Source organism: Massilia terrae, from assembly GCF_024753145.1.
GTDB classification, from domain to species: Bacteria; Pseudomonadota; Gammaproteobacteria; order Burkholderiales; family Burkholderiaceae_D; genus Telluria; species Telluria terrae.
In genome coordinates this window covers 619932-637467 of the sequence record NZ_JANUGU010000002.1, presented here as the reverse complement: position 1 = coordinate 637467, position 17536 = coordinate 619932, and the positions used below count along the sequence as shown (strand labels likewise).

Annotated in this window: 11 protein-coding genes; 2 read left to right on the top strand and 9 right to left on the bottom strand. The window is 66.5% G+C overall.

What is annotated here, in order from left to right; genetic code table 11:
• Positions 1-4 precede the first annotated feature (4 nt).
• The 9 genes from NX778_RS10060 to NX778_RS10020 form a co-directional block, all read right to left on the bottom strand.
• On the bottom strand, positions 5-1897 hold the full coding sequence (locus tag NX778_RS10060) for a hypothetical protein (RefSeq protein WP_258811589.1): 1893 nt from the start codon (positions 1895-1897) through the stop codon (positions 5-7).
• A gap of 3 nt (positions 1898-1900) precedes the next feature.
• Positions 1901-4771, bottom strand: a complete 2871-nt coding sequence (locus NX778_RS10055) for a glycosyltransferase (RefSeq protein WP_258811588.1) — start codon at positions 4769-4771, stop codon at positions 1901-1903.
• A gap of 2 nt (positions 4772-4773) precedes the next feature.
• A complete protein-coding gene (locus NX778_RS10050) occupies positions 4774-6003 on the bottom strand; it encodes an FkbM family methyltransferase (RefSeq protein WP_258811587.1) in 1230 nt (409 codons plus the stop codon).
• Positions 6000-7223 carry an ABC transporter ATP-binding protein gene (locus tag NX778_RS10045; RefSeq protein WP_258811586.1) on the bottom strand — a complete coding sequence of 408 codons (1224 nt, stop codon included), beginning with the start codon at positions 7221-7223 and terminating at the stop codon, positions 6000-6002. Before NX778_RS10045 ends, NX778_RS10050 begins: the two co-directional genes overlap by 4 nt.
• Positions 7223-8023 carry an ABC transporter permease gene (locus NX778_RS10040; RefSeq protein ID WP_307727988.1) on the bottom strand — a complete coding sequence of 267 codons (801 nt, stop codon included), beginning with the start codon at positions 8021-8023 and terminating at the stop codon, positions 7223-7225. The genes NX778_RS10045 and NX778_RS10040 overlap by 1 nt, the downstream gene beginning before the upstream one ends.
• Positions 8024-8157: 134 nt before the next feature.
• Entirely contained in the window at positions 8158-8892 is a 735-nt protein-coding gene (locus NX778_RS10035) for a Crp/Fnr family transcriptional regulator (RefSeq protein ID WP_258811585.1), read from the bottom strand.
• A gap of 25 nt (positions 8893-8917) precedes the next feature.
• Positions 8918-9250 (bottom strand): VanZ family protein, encoded by a 333-nt coding sequence (locus NX778_RS10030; protein ID WP_258811584.1) that lies wholly within the window; start codon positions 9248-9250, stop codon positions 8918-8920.
• 122 nt (positions 9251-9372) lie between these two features.
• A complete protein-coding gene (locus NX778_RS10025; protein ID WP_258811583.1) occupies positions 9373-10617 on the bottom strand; it encodes a tetratricopeptide repeat protein in 1245 nt (414 codons plus the stop codon).
• Complete coding sequence (locus tag NX778_RS10020; RefSeq protein WP_258811582.1) at positions 10614-12521, bottom strand: CHASE2 domain-containing protein; 1908 nt, start codon at positions 12519-12521, stop codon at positions 10614-10616. The genes NX778_RS10025 and NX778_RS10020 overlap by 4 nt, the downstream gene beginning before the upstream one ends.
• A gap of 196 nt (positions 12522-12717) precedes the next feature.
• On the opposite strand from NX778_RS10020, the gene NX778_RS10015 reads away from it, so the two are divergent.
• Both NX778_RS10015 and NX778_RS10010 read left to right on the top strand, forming a co-directional pair.
• Complete coding sequence (locus tag NX778_RS10015) at positions 12718-14019, top strand: FecR family protein (RefSeq protein WP_258811581.1); 1302 nt, start codon at positions 12718-12720, stop codon at positions 14017-14019.
• 444 nt (positions 14020-14463) lie between these two features.
• A complete protein-coding gene (locus tag NX778_RS10010) occupies positions 14464-17457 on the top strand; it encodes a beta strand repeat-containing protein (protein WP_258811580.1) in 2994 nt (997 codons plus the stop codon).
• Positions 17458-17536 lie beyond the last annotated feature (79 nt).

Below are 17536 nucleotides of genomic sequence, written 5' to 3'. Positions count from 1 at the left end.
TCGGTCATCGCATCGTTACCTCATGCAGGAAGAAGCCGAGGTGACGCTGGTCGGCGTCGCCGGCGGCCGGTGCGGTGGTGGTATCGAACTGCAGCTCGACGGCGAGCGTGTCTGCGCCGCCGGAACGCGGCGGCACCGCCAGTTCCGGATGTTTGTCGAGCGGCAGCCAGCCGAGATCCGCGCCGTCGATCGTCACGCGGGTGCGACTGCCTGCGGCGTATTGGCCGTTCAGGACGATGTGCGTGGGCCGGTAGCGCGGCTCGATGCGCACCGACAGCCGCGCGCGCGGACCGTCGGACCAGGCGCCGTTCCAGTTTCCGCCGCCGTGTTCGAGCTTGCTCCAGCCAGCGTCCAGGACGAGGCCGGGCTTGCCGGGCGCAGTCGAATTCGGTGCGCAGGCAATGTCGCCGTTGATGTATCGCCAGCCGAATCCGGCATCCACTTCGTGATAGCCGGCCGCCGGCGCCGCATCTGGGCCGCACAAGCTTGCCAGCGCGGTACGGCTGTCGGCCTGGTACAGCAGCTTGGACGGCCTGGCGGCGCTTGGCCACGCATAGATCCGGTCGCGGTCGTTGACGCCATCCTTGTGCATGACGCGCTCGAAGAAAATCTCCGGCTCCGGATTGATCCAGCCCGGCGCAATCGTCATCGCGGCCTTCGCCAGCGGACTGAATTCGAGGTAGTTGTAGCGGCGGATATGCAGCGTTGCCGCGAGCTGCGCCAGCATCACGGCCGCCAGCAGGGCGACCGGCCAGCGCGGCGCGAGGCGTGCCCGCCACGCGAACGCGAACAGCAGCGGCATCGATGTCCACAGGGCGTAGCGCATGATGCCGTCGGCGCCGGAGTTCCAGTTGGTCGCCACCAAGGCGGGCAGGGCCATCGCGACCGCGAACGCAACGGCGGCCAGCGTGACGCGCCATGCGGCCGGGCTGCGCTTGCCCCACAGGAGGAGCGCCGCCGCGACGGCCGGCATGCCCACCATGACGCCCTGGTTCAGGTCGAAGAAAAAGGACACAAGGCGGCGGCCGGTGACCAGGCGCGGATCGGTGGCCAGCTTTCCGATGATGCTGGGCGTGCCGAACACGACCAGGTCGAACACGGCGGGCGTAACGGCCAGTGCGCCGCACAGCACGACGCCGCCGATCTCGCGCCAGCCGAACAGGCTGCGCAGGCCGTCCCTGCGCCAGTCGAGACTGAGGCGCAGCAGCGGCGCGAACAGGCAGAACGCGATGATCGGCGGATTCTGCATGGCCCCAAGGCCGGCCAGCAGGCCGCCCACGATCGGGGCGCCAGTGGTATACAAGATCAGGCCGGCCAGCAGTCCGGCTGCGCTCATGGTTTCGGGGCTGCTCCACTGCCAGTACAGCAGGCCGCCGCACAGCAGGTAGCACAGCATGAACAGTCCGGCGCGGCGTCCGCTCCCGAACAGGCGCCACAGCGACATGCCGAGGATGAACAGCGCCGCGCTGTTCACCAGCTGGAAGCACCTGAACGGATCGGCGCCGACCGCCTGGAGCGCCTTGAACGGCAGCGCCGCCAGCGCCGGGTAGGCGAAGAAATGGATCGCGAAGATGCCGTGGTCCGTGCGCACCAGGCCCGAGAGGGGATAGAGCGCGCCGTCGCGCATGCCTTCGGCGGTCACGCGCAGCGCCGACGCGAAGCCCGGCACCAGCGCGGCGGTGTCGGCCACGTCGCCGGGTCGGATGTCGGGCGTGGCATGGTTGGCCAGTGCGACGGTGGTCAGCATGTATTCGAGGATGTCGCCGTAGTGCTTGGGCGGCCTGAGCGCGCAGAATGCGATCAGCACGGCCGCCAGCACGGCGGCAAAGTGCCACGCATTGCGGCGGCTCGATTGCGCCGGGGGCGATTGCAGCGTCACTTGTGCTTCATGTTTCATCGTTCAGACGCTCCTGTACCATTGCTGGCCGATCAGCGCGGACATCACCTGCCGCGCGCTGTGGTCCCAGGTCATCCACGGCAGGCCGGAAGATGGCGGCGCCTTGCCTTCCTTGTGCAGCGCCAGCCATGCGCTCACCGCGTCTGCCAGATCGGCCGGGGCCAGGCCCTCGAAGTAGTAGGCGTGTTCGCCCGCTACCTCCTGGAATACCGGCAGATTGCGCGCCAGGATAGGAATGTCGTGCTGCGCCGCCTCGATCAGCGGCAGGCCGAAGCCTTCGCCTTCCGACGGCGCCAGCAGGCAGCTGGACTTGGCGTACAGCTTGAGCAGCATCTCGTCCGAGATCCCGGCCAGCCAGAACAGGCGCTTGCCTTTCTCCGGATGATTCTGCATGTGCGCGGCCAGCTGGTCGACCATCCAGCCCTGCTTGCCGACGATGACGAGGTTGACGTCGACGCCGCGCTCCCACAGCAGCTCGAACGCGGCCATCGCCTGCGTGTGGCCCTTGCGCGGTTCTACCGTGCCCACCATCAGGAAGCTCGGGCGTTCGCGCAGCGCGGCGAAGATCTTGCCGGCTTCCGGCGGCAGGCCGGAGGAGGGCGCGCTGGCGTCGATGTCGGCGCCGAGGTGGAACCAGCCGAGATCCAGCGGGGCCGGGCGTTCCAGCTTCTCTTTCTCGACCCAGCCCGCCAGTTCATCCGCCACCGCGCGCGAGATGCACACCACGCCGTCGGACACCTTGTGCACGGTGCGCAGGAAGTCGCCGAAGTACTGCTCGGTCCCGAACGGGAACACGTCCGGGCGCAGCATCGGCAGCAGGTCGAACACGCAGAAGTAGATGTGAACGCCGCGCGCGCGCATCGCCTGCAGCAGTTCCTCGTTCTGGCTGGTGCCGTTGGTGAACAGGTCCAGGCCGAAGAAGATGTCGCCGGGGCGCAGGTCGGCCGGCGCATCCTCCAGCGCGATGCCGGTCTCGCCGATCATGCCCAGCGCCCAGTTGCGGGCGTACTGGTAGCTGCGGTTGGAACCGGTCGAGAACACCGGCTCGACCCGGTAACCGGGCGGCGGGTCCGCGATCAGCGCCAGCAGGATGCTGCGCACCACGCGCTGGATGCCGGTCTTGAGGTCCGACTGCACCATCGCCGAGACGTCCACCAGCAGCTGGCGCGGTGGCGCCGGCGGCTTGTTGAAGGCGATGCGCGCGGCAAGCGCCGGCAGGCCGGACGGGCGGCATTGCGGCGCCGCGGCCTTGATCACGGCGCGGTAATGGGCGTCGTCGCTGTCGAGTGCGAAGTGCTCGATGGCGTCGCGGTACAGCGCGCCCACGTGGCGCGGCGTGTGCTCGGCTTCCATGTGCGCGCTGGCGCTGCGCGACAGGCGGGTGCGCAATTCGGCGTCGCCACGCAGCTGTTCGAGCGCGCGCGCCAGCTCCGCCACCGCGAACTGGTCGGGCAGCTTGAGCAGCAGTTGGTCCGGCAGCGAGGCGGTCGAGCCGTGCGCGTTGACGATGGTCGGCACGCCATACAGCAGGCAGTCCAGCACTGAGGCCGAGGTCTCGCCACGCGTCGAGGCGCGCAGCTGCACCGCCGTGTCGCAGGCGGCCAGGTGATCGGCATAGGTGGCGGCGTCGACGAAGCCCGTGATGCGGATGCGGCCCGCTGCGGCGCTGTCGGCGATCTTTTTCGCCACGCCGGCGCCGTACAGGCCCGGTTCGTTCTCGCCGACGAACACCAGCCGGCAGCGCGGGTCCTGCGCGAGACTCGATGCGAGGAAGGCGTCGAGCAGTTCTTCATTGAGCTTGGTCCGGCCCAGCATGCCGAAGGTGCAGACCACGAAGTCGCCGTCGCCGAAGCCGAGCCGCGCGCGGGCGGCCTGGCGCGCATCCGGCCCGGCTGCGCCTTCCGGCTTGCCGCGCAGGAGCGGAATGGTGCGCCAGTCGTCGGCCGCGTGCTCGCCGTACCACTGGCGCGCCAGCTCCTTCGAGAATTCCGAGTGCACGATCACGCCGCTGGCGGCATCGAGCACACCCTTGTTGAGCGGGTACTTCCAGATCGACGGATGGCGGCCTTGCTTGCGGTGGTCCGAGAGGCCGGTGAAACCGTGCGATTCGTACAGCGCGCCGAGGAAGGCCTGCGGCAGGTAGCCCTCGCGTTCGAGGTTGTCCAGCACGCCGGACAGGAAGAAGTCGTGCAGCACCACCGCGCCCGGCACCTCGCGCAGCAGCTCGAACATATGCTTGTGCGCGTGCGAATTGCCGAAGTGGTAGAGCACGCGGTCGTAGCTGCCCGCGTGCGTGCGCAGCCAGTCGGCATCGCGCAGCGGAAAGCCGTCCAGGCGCGCATCCTCGACCGTGTCCTGGCCGATCACCAGATCGATGTCGTAGTAGTGCGCCAGCTCGGGGACCAGCTCGGCGCTGTAGTCGGCGATGCCGGATTTCTCGGGCGGCAGCGGCGACACGTAAGCCAGTTTCGGCTTGCGCTCGTGCGCGGGCCGGAGGCGCTTTTCGGCCGCGGTCGCGGCCAATTCGTTCCACAGCACCCCGGCACTTGCGGTGGCCGCATCGGCCACCAGCAGCGGGTAGGGCGCATGGGCTCCGGGCAGCTTCGCGAACGCCAGCACCACGTCCGGCCGCAAGCCGGCCAGCGCGTGATGGCGCAAGGGGATGCGCAACTCGCCGGTGCGCGGCAGGTCGAAGGCGCGCACGCGGTCGCGTCCGAAGGCCAGGCGCAGGTTCTCGACGATGGCGGGCGCGCCCAGCGGCCCGGCGATCCACACCTCGTGCGCGCCGGCCTGGCCGGCCAGCTCGCGCGCCAGCCGCAGCGCGGCGTGCTCGATGCCGGTTTCATGGTCGAGGAAATCGATGACGAGTCGCATGCTTACTTTTCCGTTTCGGCCGCTTGGGCGCGTTTCAGGTCGGCCAGCACGGCACGCACCGAGGCGGGCAGGCCGCGCAGTTCTTCCGGCACCATCACTCCGCCCGGCGCCGCATCGGGCGCCTGCTTGAGCGCCTGCAGCGAGGCCGAGACGCGCTTGCCCAGTGCCGGGTAGCGCAGCAGGATCGGGATGAGGGCGCTGCGCAGGCGCTGGTTGGCGGTCACACGTTTCAGCAGGCGGCCCACGAGGCCAGGCCGGCGCACCGATTTCCAAATGCGTCCCATGCCGCGCAGCGGCCGCGTGATGCGCCACGAGGTGCTGGCCTGCATCGCATTCAGCTGCGCTTCCAGACCGTGCGCCCACACGCTGGTTTGCTGGTTGGCGTCATGCAGCGCCGCCAGTTCGGCGCGCACGTCTTCCAGCTGCTCATCGAGGAACTGGGCGCGCGTCAGGGCATCGTGGTGTTCGACCCGCACGATGGCGGCGTGGGCTTCGGATTCGCGCAGCGCCTTCACCACCGCCTTGTGCTCGGCCCAGGCCTCGGCCAGGTGGTAGTCGATGAAATCGTCGAACACGTTCGGCTGGATGCCGAAGGCCTCGCGCAACTCGGCGTGTTCGTCCGCCACGTACCAGCGGTTCAGGCCATCGAACCACACGAAGCGGTAGCCCTGGCCGGTCACCAGGTGTTCCCAGCTCTCGTGGTTGGTGACGCGGCTGTTCGGCAGGGTTGCCTCGATCACGAGGATCCACGGCCGCCAGCGCTTGAAGTCCATGCCGCGCAGGACTTCGCCTTCGAAGCCTTCGACGTCGATCTTCAGGAAATGGATCTCGCCACGCACGTGCTCTTCGCATACCGATGCCAGGCTGCGCACCGGCACCGTGAGCTCGGCGACCTGGTAGCCTTCGGACTGGTGCAGGTCGGCCACGCCGCGCTCGGGCGAGGCCCAGCCGCGCACCGCCGGCACGTCGTACAGGGTCAGCTCGCCGTCGGCGGCGCCGGCCGCGATTGCGAGGTTGATGTCGTCCGGACGCTGCTCGACGAAAGCCTGATGGTAGGCCGGCAGCGGCTCGATCGAGATGCCGCGCCAGCCGCGATCGTACAGCGCCTTGGTGACCGAGTGCTCGACCGGGTCGTTGGCGCCGACGTCGATGTAGAAGCCGTCCTTGACGTGGCCGAGCGCGCGCCACAGCAGCACGTCCTCGCAGTTTTGTGAGTAGGTGATGAAACTCATGTGCGCTCTATTTCAATGGCGGGGTCGAGCCAGGCCGAGCCCTCGAAGTGCGGACGGCGCATGTTCATCACGGTGAACACCAGCGCCAGGTCGCGCCATTCGTAATTGTTCACGAGGTGGGTCTCGGTGCTGACGATGGCGGTGGCCACCGAGTAGGTGCCGGGACCGAGGTTCATCGGGAACGCGAAGCGGTAGACCACCTCTTCGCCGGCGGCGATGTCGGCCAGCGGCAGCTCCTTCAGGTGGGTGTTGGTGCCGTACATCGGCTGGCCGAGGCGGTCCTTGATCATATAGCCCAGCACCATGCGCGGGATCGCGGCGCGCGCGCGCACCTTCACTTCCAGCGTCACCGGGGCGCCGACGTCGACCACTTCGACGCGCTGGCCATCCTCGTCCAGCAGCGCGATGTCGGCCACGGTCGCTTCGCCGGTGCCGGAGGTGGTCTGCACCTTGCCCTGTTCGGTTTCCTTCAGCTGCACGGTGGCGTTTTCGCGCTCGGCGATCAGGGCGTTGTAGTAGTCCATGATCTCTTCCGGCTTGCCCTGTTTCGCGAGGCGCCCGCCGTCGAGCAGGATGGCGCGGTCACACACCGACTGGATCGCCTGCTTGTCGTGCGAGACCAGCAGCAGCGTGGTGCCCTGTTCGCGGTACTTGCGGATGCGGTCGAAGGACTTGTGCTGGAAGTAGGCGTCGCCCACCGACAGCGCTTCGTCGACGATCAGGATGTCCGGGCGGCGCGCGGTGGCGACCGAGAACGCCACCCGCATCTGCATCCCGCTCGAATACACGCGCACCGGCTGGTCCATGTAGTCGCCGATTTCGGCGAAGGCCTCGATCTCCGGCATCAGGGCGGTGATCTCGTCGACGCTCATGCCGAGCAGCTGGCCGGCCATGTACACGTTCTGGCGGCCGGTGAAGTCCGGGTGGAAGCCCATGCCCAGCTCCAGCAGCGCGGCCACGCGGCCTTCCATCCAGACGCTGCCGGTGGTCGGCTGGGCGGTGCCGGTGATCAGCTTGAGCAGGGTGCTCTTGCCGGCGCCGTTGATGCCGATCAGGCCCACCGCTTCGCCGGGCGCGACTTCGAAGCCGATCTCGCGCAGCACCCATTTGAGCTTGTGGCGCGGGCCGGCCCACGGCAGCATCCATTCGGCCAGCCGCGACCAGCGCGTCGGGTACTGCTTGTAGGCCTTGCCCAGGCCGGTGACGACGATCGCGCCCATCAGAGTTCGTCCACCATTTCGCCGGCGCGCTTGCGGAACAGGCGCAGGCCGAACACGCACAGCAGCAGCGCCAGCACGGCGGCCGGCAGCAGCGTGTGCCACGCGGGCATGCGGCCCTCGACCAGGATCGCCTGGTAGGACTGGATTACCGCCGCCATCGGGTTCCACGCCAGCAGCGGGCGCACGCCCTCGGGCAGGATCGAGGCCGGGTAGACGATGGGCGTGAGCCAGAACCAGAACTGCATCGCGATCGTCATGAACTGGCCGACGTCGCGGAAGAACACATTGAGCACGCCGGCGACCATGCCGATGCCGAGCGCCAGCAGCACCTGCACCGCCAGCACCGGCAGCAGGGCGAAGAACACCCATCCGGGGAAGTTGTGCGAGGCCACCAGGAACACGATGAACAGGCCGAAGATGATGCCGAAGTTGACCAATGCACTCGCCACCGCGATCAGCGGCAGGCAGATGCGCGGGAAGCTGACCTTCTTGATCAGGTTGGCCTGCTCGATGAACATGTTCTGCCCGCGCGTGACGATCTCTGCGAACAGGCCCCAGGTGAGGATCCCGGCGCACAGGTAGATGCTGTAGGCGAACTGCGAGGACACGCCGGGCAGCTTGCTGTGCATGACCTCGGCGAAGATGACCGTGTACACCACGATCATCGCCAGCGGCGACAGCAGCGACCACAGGGCGCCGAGGATGGCGTTGCTGTATTTGGCCTGGAATTCCCGCTTGACGCTGCCCAGCACGAAGCCGCGGTACGACCACAGGCCGCGCAGCATTTGCGGCGCGATCATGGTGCGGGCGCGCCCTCAGCGGCGCGGGTGAACGAAGGGGAAGTCGTCATGAAACTGGCTGGGCCGTGTGAACCCGGCATTATAGCCTACGGTCCTGTCACAACCTTGCACCAATTGTAACGACTTGTCCTGCCTCAGCCGGCTTGCACGAGCTTCTTCAGCGCCTCGGGGTCGCGGATGATCAGGTTGTGCGCATCTTTCTCGATGATGCCTTGCTGCACCAGCGCGAGCAGCGCGCGGGTCACGGTCTCGCGGCTGGTGTTGACCATGTTGGCAATGTCCTGGTGGGTCGGCAGGTTCTCGACCACCGCCGGCGCGCCGGGATCGGTGGCCGGCTTCTGCTGCATCACCAGGAAGGCGTAGATGCGCTTGGAGGTATTGTTAATGCTGAGTAGCGCGCGGATTTCGGAATCGCGCTGGATCTTCTGGGCCAGGTGCCTGAGCATCTGGTTGGCCACGGTCGGCGAGTGCGACATCAGGTGCATCGCGGCCAGCGCCGGCAGGAAGCCGACCAGCACCTCGGTCATTGCAATCACCGAGGCCGAGCGGGTCGAGCTGTTGATCAGCGCGATCTCGCCGAAGAAGTCGCCGGCCGACAGCAAGCGCAGGCCGATCGCGCGGCCGTCCTCGGTCACGTCGATCACCTGGGCCTGGCCCGACAGCAAGAACATCAGGCCGTCGCCGTGGCCGCCTTTCTGCAGCACGATGTCGCGCTTGCCGTACTGGCGGATGCGGATCTCCTGTTTGACGAAGGTAATTTCCTCGTCATTCAGCTGGGCCAGCAGCGGAATCTTGCGCAGATGGATATGGATCTGGCGTTCTTCCGCGGCGGCAGCCGGTTCTTGCGTTTGCGGTGCGATTAGCGTCATCAGTTCTGGTTTGTTCAATCAATCTTCACGCGAGTCCGGCATACAGGCCGGTGCAGGCGGCGGCAAAGGCGATCCCGGCTGCATTGGCGCCAATGTCGCGCCAGCAAAACTTGCGGTCGGGGACCAGAGCTTGCAAACACTCAATTGCCCAGCCTGCAAGCAACAGGCCCAGCAGCCACAGCGCTGCCTCGACGCGCCCGTGTGCGATGCGCAGCGCCAGCGCGGCCAGCACGGCGAAGGCGGCAAAGTGCAGGAACTTATCGTTCGGCATCGCGCGCGGCAGGTAGCGGTTAGGAACCAGGCATCCGGCCACCACGGCCACGCCGCCCAAGCAAATCAGCAAAACCTCCCACACCATCGCACTCCCGGCTCAACCGGAAAGATTTCCGACAGCCGAGATTGTAGCCGCTTGCGCCGAGTTCGCGTCAATCGCGGCCGCCGGATGAGGCTTTTTGGCCGCATCGCCTGGTGGCAGGCGCATCAGGAACCCTGCCACTGCCAGCTCAGCTGCAGCTGGCGGTCGTTGTACTGGAAGATCGAAATGTTCTCGCGGTTACGCACGATCCGGCCCTCGAGCTGGATCGACTGGTGCTTGTCGAGCAGCCAGGTCAGGTTGCCGCGCAGTACACGGGTACGCTGCGCGCGCACCTCCTCGATCACGCCGGGCGCATAGGCGCTGCTGCTGTTCCAGTCCTGGCGCGTGAAGCCCAGCTCGCCGCCGAGCGGGCCGACGAGGTGCTGGCGCAGGGTGGCGCTGGCGATCCAGCCGTCGCGGTCCCCGCCGGGGCGCTGCGCCAGCGCGCGGTCGCGCAAGTGGCCGAGCGTCACGCTGGCAGAACGGCTCGGCTGGCGCCAGGTGAGCAGGCCGCGCTCCTCCCAGACGTTGGAATTGAAATTGTTCAGGGTCAGGAAGCCGTTGTAGGTCCCGCCCAGCAGCAGGTTGAACTGGATCCCGGCGGGCAGCGGCAGGGGCGGCTGGATCCGCAGCTGGCCCTGCACCTGGCGCTGGTACAGGCTGCCGCCGAGGGTGACCAGGCCGCCGGTCAGGGTGCCGCGTAGGCCCCAGTGGCCAAGGCGCCACGGATTGTCGATGCCGGCAAACGCGGCCCCGCTGTCGTACTGGTGCAGGCGGTCGTTGCGCCTCACCGCATACTGGACGAAACCGATCGCGCCATTTGCCGAGAGGTCGCGCGTGTAGTCGCCGGACAGCTGGGTGTACTGGTCGTGCATCGGCAGGAAGTCGCTGGTCAGCTCGTGCTGGGTGACGCCATCCGGGCCGCTGGTCACGTACATCGAACTGAGCGCGCCCTGGTTGACGTTCTGGTCGACCCCGCGGCCGGCCGCCACCGACCAGGCACTGGAAGGATGCCAGTGGTTGCAGCCGTTCTCGCGCGCTTCGGCGATCAGGCGCAGCATCTCGTACCAGCCCGGCGTCATCTCCTTCGGCGCGAAGCGGGTCTCGATGGTGGCGAACATGCGCTCGGCTTCGTCGGAGTGGCCGAGCGAGCACTGGGTCATGGCCAGGTCGAGCCAGGCGCCGGCGTGCTCCGGTTCCTTCTCGATCTGCTCGCGCAGCTCGCGCGAGGCGTCGTCGCGGCGTCCCTCGGCGATCGACTGCAGTGCATCCTGGTACAGGTCCTGCTGCACGCGCGCGTCCTGCGTCTGCGCGCAGCCTTGCGCCAGGGCGGCCACGGCGAGTACGGCACACACGTTCCTTAGCCTCATGCGCGCGCCTCCGCGGCGGCGGGCTGCGGCAGCGGCGCCGCGCCGGCCGCGCCCTGGTCGAGCGTGTACAGCGTGGTGCTGCGGCCCTTGCCGCGCAGCTGGCGCTCGCCCAGCAGCAGGAAGCGGTGGCGGCGCGCGCGCTCGACCGCGCCGGCGCCGATGATCACGTCATGCGGGAAGTCGCGCGCGGCCTGCTCCAGCCGCGAAGCGGTGTTCACGCTGTCGCCGACGGCGGTGTAGATGCTGCGGAACGAGGTGCCGAAATCGCCCGCCATCGCGGGGCCGCTTTCGATCCCGATGCGCACCCGCAGGCGCGGCAGGCCGGCACGCTCGCGCTGGCGCGACAGCTGGCGCACGCGGTGCACGATCTGCAGCGCGGCGTCGAGCGCGAGGTCGGCGTGCTGCTCCATCGGCAGCGGTGCGCCCCAGAACGCGACCAGGCCGTCGCCGGTGTATTTGTCGAGCGTGCCGCCGAGCGCGATCACGGGGCCGGTCAGGCAGTCGAGGAAGGCGCGCGTCAGCTCGGCCGCGTCTTCCATCGACAGTGTCTCGACCTGGCTGGTGTAGCCCTCCATGTCGGCGATCAGCGTGGTCACGTCGAGCTGGCGCGGGGCCAGCGGGTCTTCCATATCGCTGCGCAGCAGCTCGGCCACCACGCCGGGCGCGACGTACTGGCGCAGGGTGTCGAGCAGGCGGCGCGACTTGCGCTGAGTGAGCTGCCACTGGTAGGGCACCGCCACCGCCAGCAGGAACAGGTTGGTGGCCAGCGGCGCGGTGGTCGAGAACAGCGGGTCGTGCGGGGCGGCGGCGAACGCCACCAGCAGCCACAGCACCGAGACAGCGCCCAGCAGGCCGACGCTGGCCGCGGCCGACAGGCGCGGGAAGGCGAAGGTGGCCAGCAGCACCGCGCCCAGTGCGCACAGGCAGGCCAGCACGCGGCCCGGCCACGGCGCGGGCGTCTTGCCCTGCTGGCGGTCGAGCAGGGTGGACAGCATCGCGGCCTGCACGCCCAGGCCGGGGCGGCTGGCGGCGAACGGGGTGGCGACTCGGTCCGACAGGCCGAGCGAGGACGAGCCGACGATCACCAGCCGTCCGCTGGCGCTGGCCGGCACGATCGCCTGATCGAGGATGTCGGCAGCGCTGGCCAGGGTGTAGGCGGTCCAGTCGCGCTTGAAGTCGATGCGCTGCAGCGGATCGGCCGGCAGGGCGGGCAGGGACTGGCCGCTGCAGCACTGCAGCAGCGCGAGCGCCAGGGCCGGATACTGGCGCCCTTCATAGCTGGTCACCAGCGGCACGCGGCGCAGCACGCCGTCGGGGTCGGGAATGAAGCCGATATTGCCGGCGTGGCGGGCCTGCGCGAGGCCGGGATGGCTGGCGATGTAGCCGGTGGCCGGCACGCCCGGCGGCAGGGCCGGCACGGCGCCCGACAGCACGCCGGCGCGCACCGGTTCCGGACGCTTGTGTTCGAAGTCGTAGTCGAAGGCCTGGGCCAGCACCAGCGGTCCGTGTCCGGCCAGCGCGGCAAGACGGGCATCGCCCAGCGCGTCGCTGGCTTCCGGCAGCAGGATGTCGAGGGCGACGCCGCGCGCCTGGTAGCGCGTCAGCAGGATTTCCACCAGGTCGGCGATGCGTTCGTGCGGCCAGGGCCAGGGACCGAGGCGCTTCAGGCTGGCCTCGTCGATGTCGACCACCAGCACGCGTGGATCCGGCGCATCGGTTGCGTGCAGCCGCACGAAAGCGTCGCGCAGCAATTCGTTGCCGAAAAACGACGGTCGGGCGGAAGGATTCCACTCCAGCGCCACGGTCAAGGCGAGCGCGAGCAGGGCGATCACCGCCCGTGCCAGGGGCGCGGTCAGGCGCGAGGCGGGGCGTGCTGCAGGAGAGAGATTCGTCGCTGTACCCAACTCAGTCTGGGAAATTATTGTTGCTATAGAAACTGAAACCTAAAGTATATCGCCTCGCAACCATTACCGAGGAGGAAATGCCTCCAAGCCACAGCTCGTCGAAGCGGGCTCGACTTTAGACTAAAATGTGATGGCCGTCACGGAATTGCCGACAGGCGACCCGCATAATCGCGGAGAAAAGGGGAAAGAACAAAAAATGTTGCGTCGACTAATTCTTGTCTGCAGCGTGGCCGTGGCCGCGCAGGTGCATGCCGCCGAGGCAGGCAAAGTCATCTTTACGGCCGGCGCATCCCATATTGCCGATCGCGCGGCCGCCGAGGGCGCGCCGGTGAACGAGGGCGACCTGCTGACCACCGGCGATGACGGGTATTTATATGTGAAGACGGTCGACAACGGCCTGTTCGTCCTGCGCCCGAACACCAAGGCCAAGATCGTCACCTACCAGGTCGACAGCAAGAATCCCGCGAACACCCACGTCAAGCTTGAACTCATCAGCGGCGTGGCCCGTAGCAAATCGGGTGACGCGGTCAAGCTGGCGCGCCAGAACTTCCGTTTCAACACCCCGGTGGCGGCCATCGGCGTGCGCGGCACCGATTTCACTGTTCATACGGATGCCGACACCTCGCGCGTGTCGGTGCTGACCGGCCGCGTGATCGTCACCGGCTTCGGCGGCGCTTGCACGCCGGAAGGCGGCGGCCCGTGCGAGGGCGCGACCAGCCGCGAACTGTCGGCGGCCCAGCGCGGCCAGCTGCTGCAGATCAAGCGCGGCCAGCCGGCTCCCCAGCTCATGTCGAGCGTGACCAATTCGCCGGACCAGGTCTCGCCGCCGCGCGGCGACGAGCCGCTGGCCAAGGCCAGCACCAATTCGGATCCTGCAATTGACGCCAAGAAAACCGATTCGCTCGACAAGATCGTGGCGCGGCCACCGGTGACCGCGCCGCCGGTGGTGGATAACGTCCCGCCACCGATCACCACGCCGTCGGCGCCGCAGCGCGAAATCCAGTGGGGACGCTGGGTCCAGGTGCTCAACCAGCCGGCCAATATCGCGTTCAGCGTGCCGGATGGCGCAGAGCGGCTGTTCCAGGGTCCGTTCATGATCGTGCGCACCGCCGGCGAAGACTACGTGACGCCGGAGCGCGGCAGCGTGGCCTTCAACCTGAAGGGCAGCGAAGCCTATATATTTAGTGACGACCCGACCAAGTCGGCCGTTGCGGCCGCGGTCAAGAATGGCACGCTGAGTTTCGATTTCGACAAGGCCACGTTCAACACTGGCTTCGACCTCGTCAGCGGCAGCGAGACCTTCAAGATGACCTCCACCGGAACGGTGACCAGCGACGGCCACTTCAATACCTCGAACGATTCGCTGTTCACGCTCAAGAGTAATACCGACGTCTCGGGCGTGCTGAGCAACCAGAACGGCGGCAGCGCGGCCTACCTGTTCCAGCGCCGGCTGGACGATACGCGCACCACCCAAGGCGTCACCTTCTGGTCGCGCTGAAGCTTGTTGCTTGCACACCACGAAGCCCCGCGGATTGCGGGGCTTTCTTTTTAGCTTCCATCAGCCTGAGGCTAAGTGGCAAAAATGTGTCATTTCCTACGCGCAAATTTCTGCGTTGTAAGAGAAAGTTGATAGCAGCTTGCTACTGTTGTTTGTTTGCAATTGGCAGAAAACGATGGCAGAACAGGGTTATCGTGGAAGGTCCTGCCCATGACTCGCCGTGGGTATGGGCAGGATCTTGCTCAGCCGTTCCTTATGCCAGATAATGCATGACCGACAAAAGGTGATGAACACATACAAGTTCGAGACAATATTTCTTTGAGGATGTGATCGCCATCACATTAACTGAGTAGTAGCGTCTGTCATGATTCGCACCGTTGGATTGTAGGGCGCTTTGCGCAGCTGCAAATTTAACCTTGATCGCAAATATCTTAGGAGCATTGAATGGCAACTTATACCGCCCAAATCCAGGCCCTGTACGTGGCGTACTTCAACCGCCCGGCTGACGCCGCTGGCCTGTCCTACTGGGACGGCGTCATCACCGCCAACAAAGGCAGCACCGCCGCTGTGTCGGCAGCGTTCGCCGCTTCGGCTGAATACAAAGCAGCCTACGCTGGCATGGATGCATACCATGTCATCGCTACCGTTTACCAAAACCTGTTCGGCCACCAGCCGGACACCCCGGGCCTGAACTACTGGGGCCAACTGCTGCTGAACGGCAAGATCACCGTTGACAACGCAGTTACCCAAATCGCTGCCGGCGCTCAAGGCACCGACCTGAAGGCATACAACGACAAAGTTGCTGCTGCGACTGCGTTCACCAACGGCCTGACCACCACCGCTCAGCAACTGGGCTACAGCGGCGACTACGCCAACCAGCAAGCTAAAGGCTGGATGGCAACCATCGTCGACGACGCTACGCTGGCCGCAGCAATCGACCCGGCAGCCCTGGCAGCCACCATCACCAAGGTCACCACCCCGGTCGTTCCTCCGGTCACCTTCCAGCTGACCGGCGCAATCGATACCCCGGTCCTGACCGGCGGTGACGACGTCATCCTGGCGACCTCGCCGGACGGCACCAAGAACAACCTGACCACCTTCGACAACATCGATGGTGGCGCAGGCGTCGATACGATCCGTTTCGCTGACGTTGCTACCGCAGCAACCAATCAGTTCAACGTCATCGGCCCGACCGTAAGCGCCAATTCCGTTACCGTTACCAACGTCGAGAAAGTCTCGGTCCTGACCACCGGCGGCGTTAACTTCAGCACCACCGGCTGGACCGGCGTCACCGACGTGAACGTCGCAGCAGCAGGTACCGCAGCTGACCAGATCACCGTGTCGGACACCACCAACGTGACCCTGACCAGCGCAGCGAACACCGCCGTTGGCGGCGTGGGCACCTACGCTTCGGATTCCGTTGTTGTGCTGGGCGGTAAGGCTGTTACCATCACTCAGAGCGATGCAACCGCTAAAGACGTCGCAGTTGTCGGCGCTGGCCTGACCAACGTGTCGATCACCGGCGGCGCAAACGTCACCGTTGACAACCAGGACTCGAAGGCAGTCACCGCCAAGGGCACCACCCTGACCGCCGTGACCCTGAACGGCGTGACCGGCACCACCGCTTCGCTGAGCGGCGCATCGCTGACCAACGTCACCCTGAAGAACATCGCCCAGGCTGACACCGTCACCATCAACAACGCCACCGCTTCGCACGCACTGAACCTGACCGTTGACGGCGCAGGCAAGGCTGCTACCCCGGTCGTGGTCACCGTTGTCGACGGCGTCGCTACCACCGTGAACGTGACCGCTGCTGGCGCAAGCGACATCGCTATCAACGCTGCCAAGGCAACCAAAGTCACCATCGCCGGCGCTGCTGCCCTGACCGCCGACGTGTCGAACGCTGGCAACACCAAGCTGACCACCGTGGACGGCTCGGCTGCCACCGGCGCACTGACCCTGACCACCGGTTCCGCTGTGAACAGCATCACCACCGGTACGGGCAACGACGTTGTCACCGTCACCACCGCAACGCTGAAGGATGACACCACCACCACCACCGTCGACGAAACCAACAATGCAGTGGTCTCGACCGGCGCTGGCAACGACAAAGTCACCGTCGCAACCACCGGCACCGGCGCGACCTCGGTCGACACCGGCGCAGGCAACGACACCGTCACCATCACCACCCGCGGTTCGGGCATCCTGACCGTGACCATGGGCGATGGCAACGACACCTTCACCTCGGCTGTGGCGATCAACGGCACCGACGTCATCGACGCCGGCGCTGGCGTCGACACCCTGGCACTGAGCCTGGTTGGTTCGGCTAACATCGGCGCGTTCTCGAACTTCGACGTGTTCGATGCTAAAGCCATGGCTAAGACCCTGGACGTGGACATCCTGGCATCGAAGAACACCGTGACCGAGTTCGTCGCTTCGGGCGACGTCGGTGCCGGCGCTTCGCTGATCAACGTTGGTGCGAACATCGGCTTCCGCGCAACCGGCGACATGGGCAACACCGACGCACTGACGCTGACCCAGAAGACCGCTGGCGCGCTGACCGTCACCCTGGACGTTGACCAGACCGACGCTACGCTGACCAACAACAACACCGCTGACGTGGTCGCCGCTAACGCTACCTCGCTGACCGCTGTGTTCGATGCTTCGTCGGCCAACACCAAGGTCACCAACACCGAGACCATCATCCTGTCGTCGGGCACCGCTACCACCCTGACCGTCGTGTCGGGCGGTTCGAACGCCTACAACGTCCTGAACTACACCGACACCGGCGCCAAGCTGACCAAGGTTGTGGCTTCGGGCGCCAGCGAACTGGACGTGACCGGCTCGGCCTTCTCGAAGGTCACCAGCCTGGACGCATCGGCAATGACCGGCAAGCTGGACGTGAACCTGGCCAAGCTGGCTGCTCACGCTGCTACCGTGTCGCTGGGTTCGGGCGCTGACACCGTCACCCTGACGGCTGCCGCATCGGACGCAGTGAGCGCATCGGCCAACACCCCGGCAATCGACTCGCTGGTTGGCTTCGCCAAGGCATCGGCAACCGCAGTCAGCACCACCGCTGCTGCTGCTGACGTGACCAAGGCAATCGCTGCTGCTGACCAGATCGTGTTCGCCGGCGGTAGCTCTGTTGCTGCAAACGCTGCAGATAACGGCACCTTCTCGGTCAAGAACGGCGTGATGACTTTCTCGGGCACTGGCCCGTCGACCCTGGCTGCTGCTATCGTCGACGCTGACGCTGCAACCGCAACCCTGGGCAAGTCGGCCGTCGTGTTCGAATACCTGGGTAACAGCTACCTGTTCGTCCAGGGCGATGCAGTTGCTGGTGGCGTGACCGCCAATGACGCAATCGTCAAACTGACCGGCGTGACCGGCGTGACCAACCTGGGTCTGGGCACCACCGACCACTTCTTCCTGGTGTAATTCCAGACTGTCCCCGCCTCGGCGGGGACACGAAGTGTTCCAAAACCCCGCTGCTTCGGCAGCGGGGTTTTTTCATTGG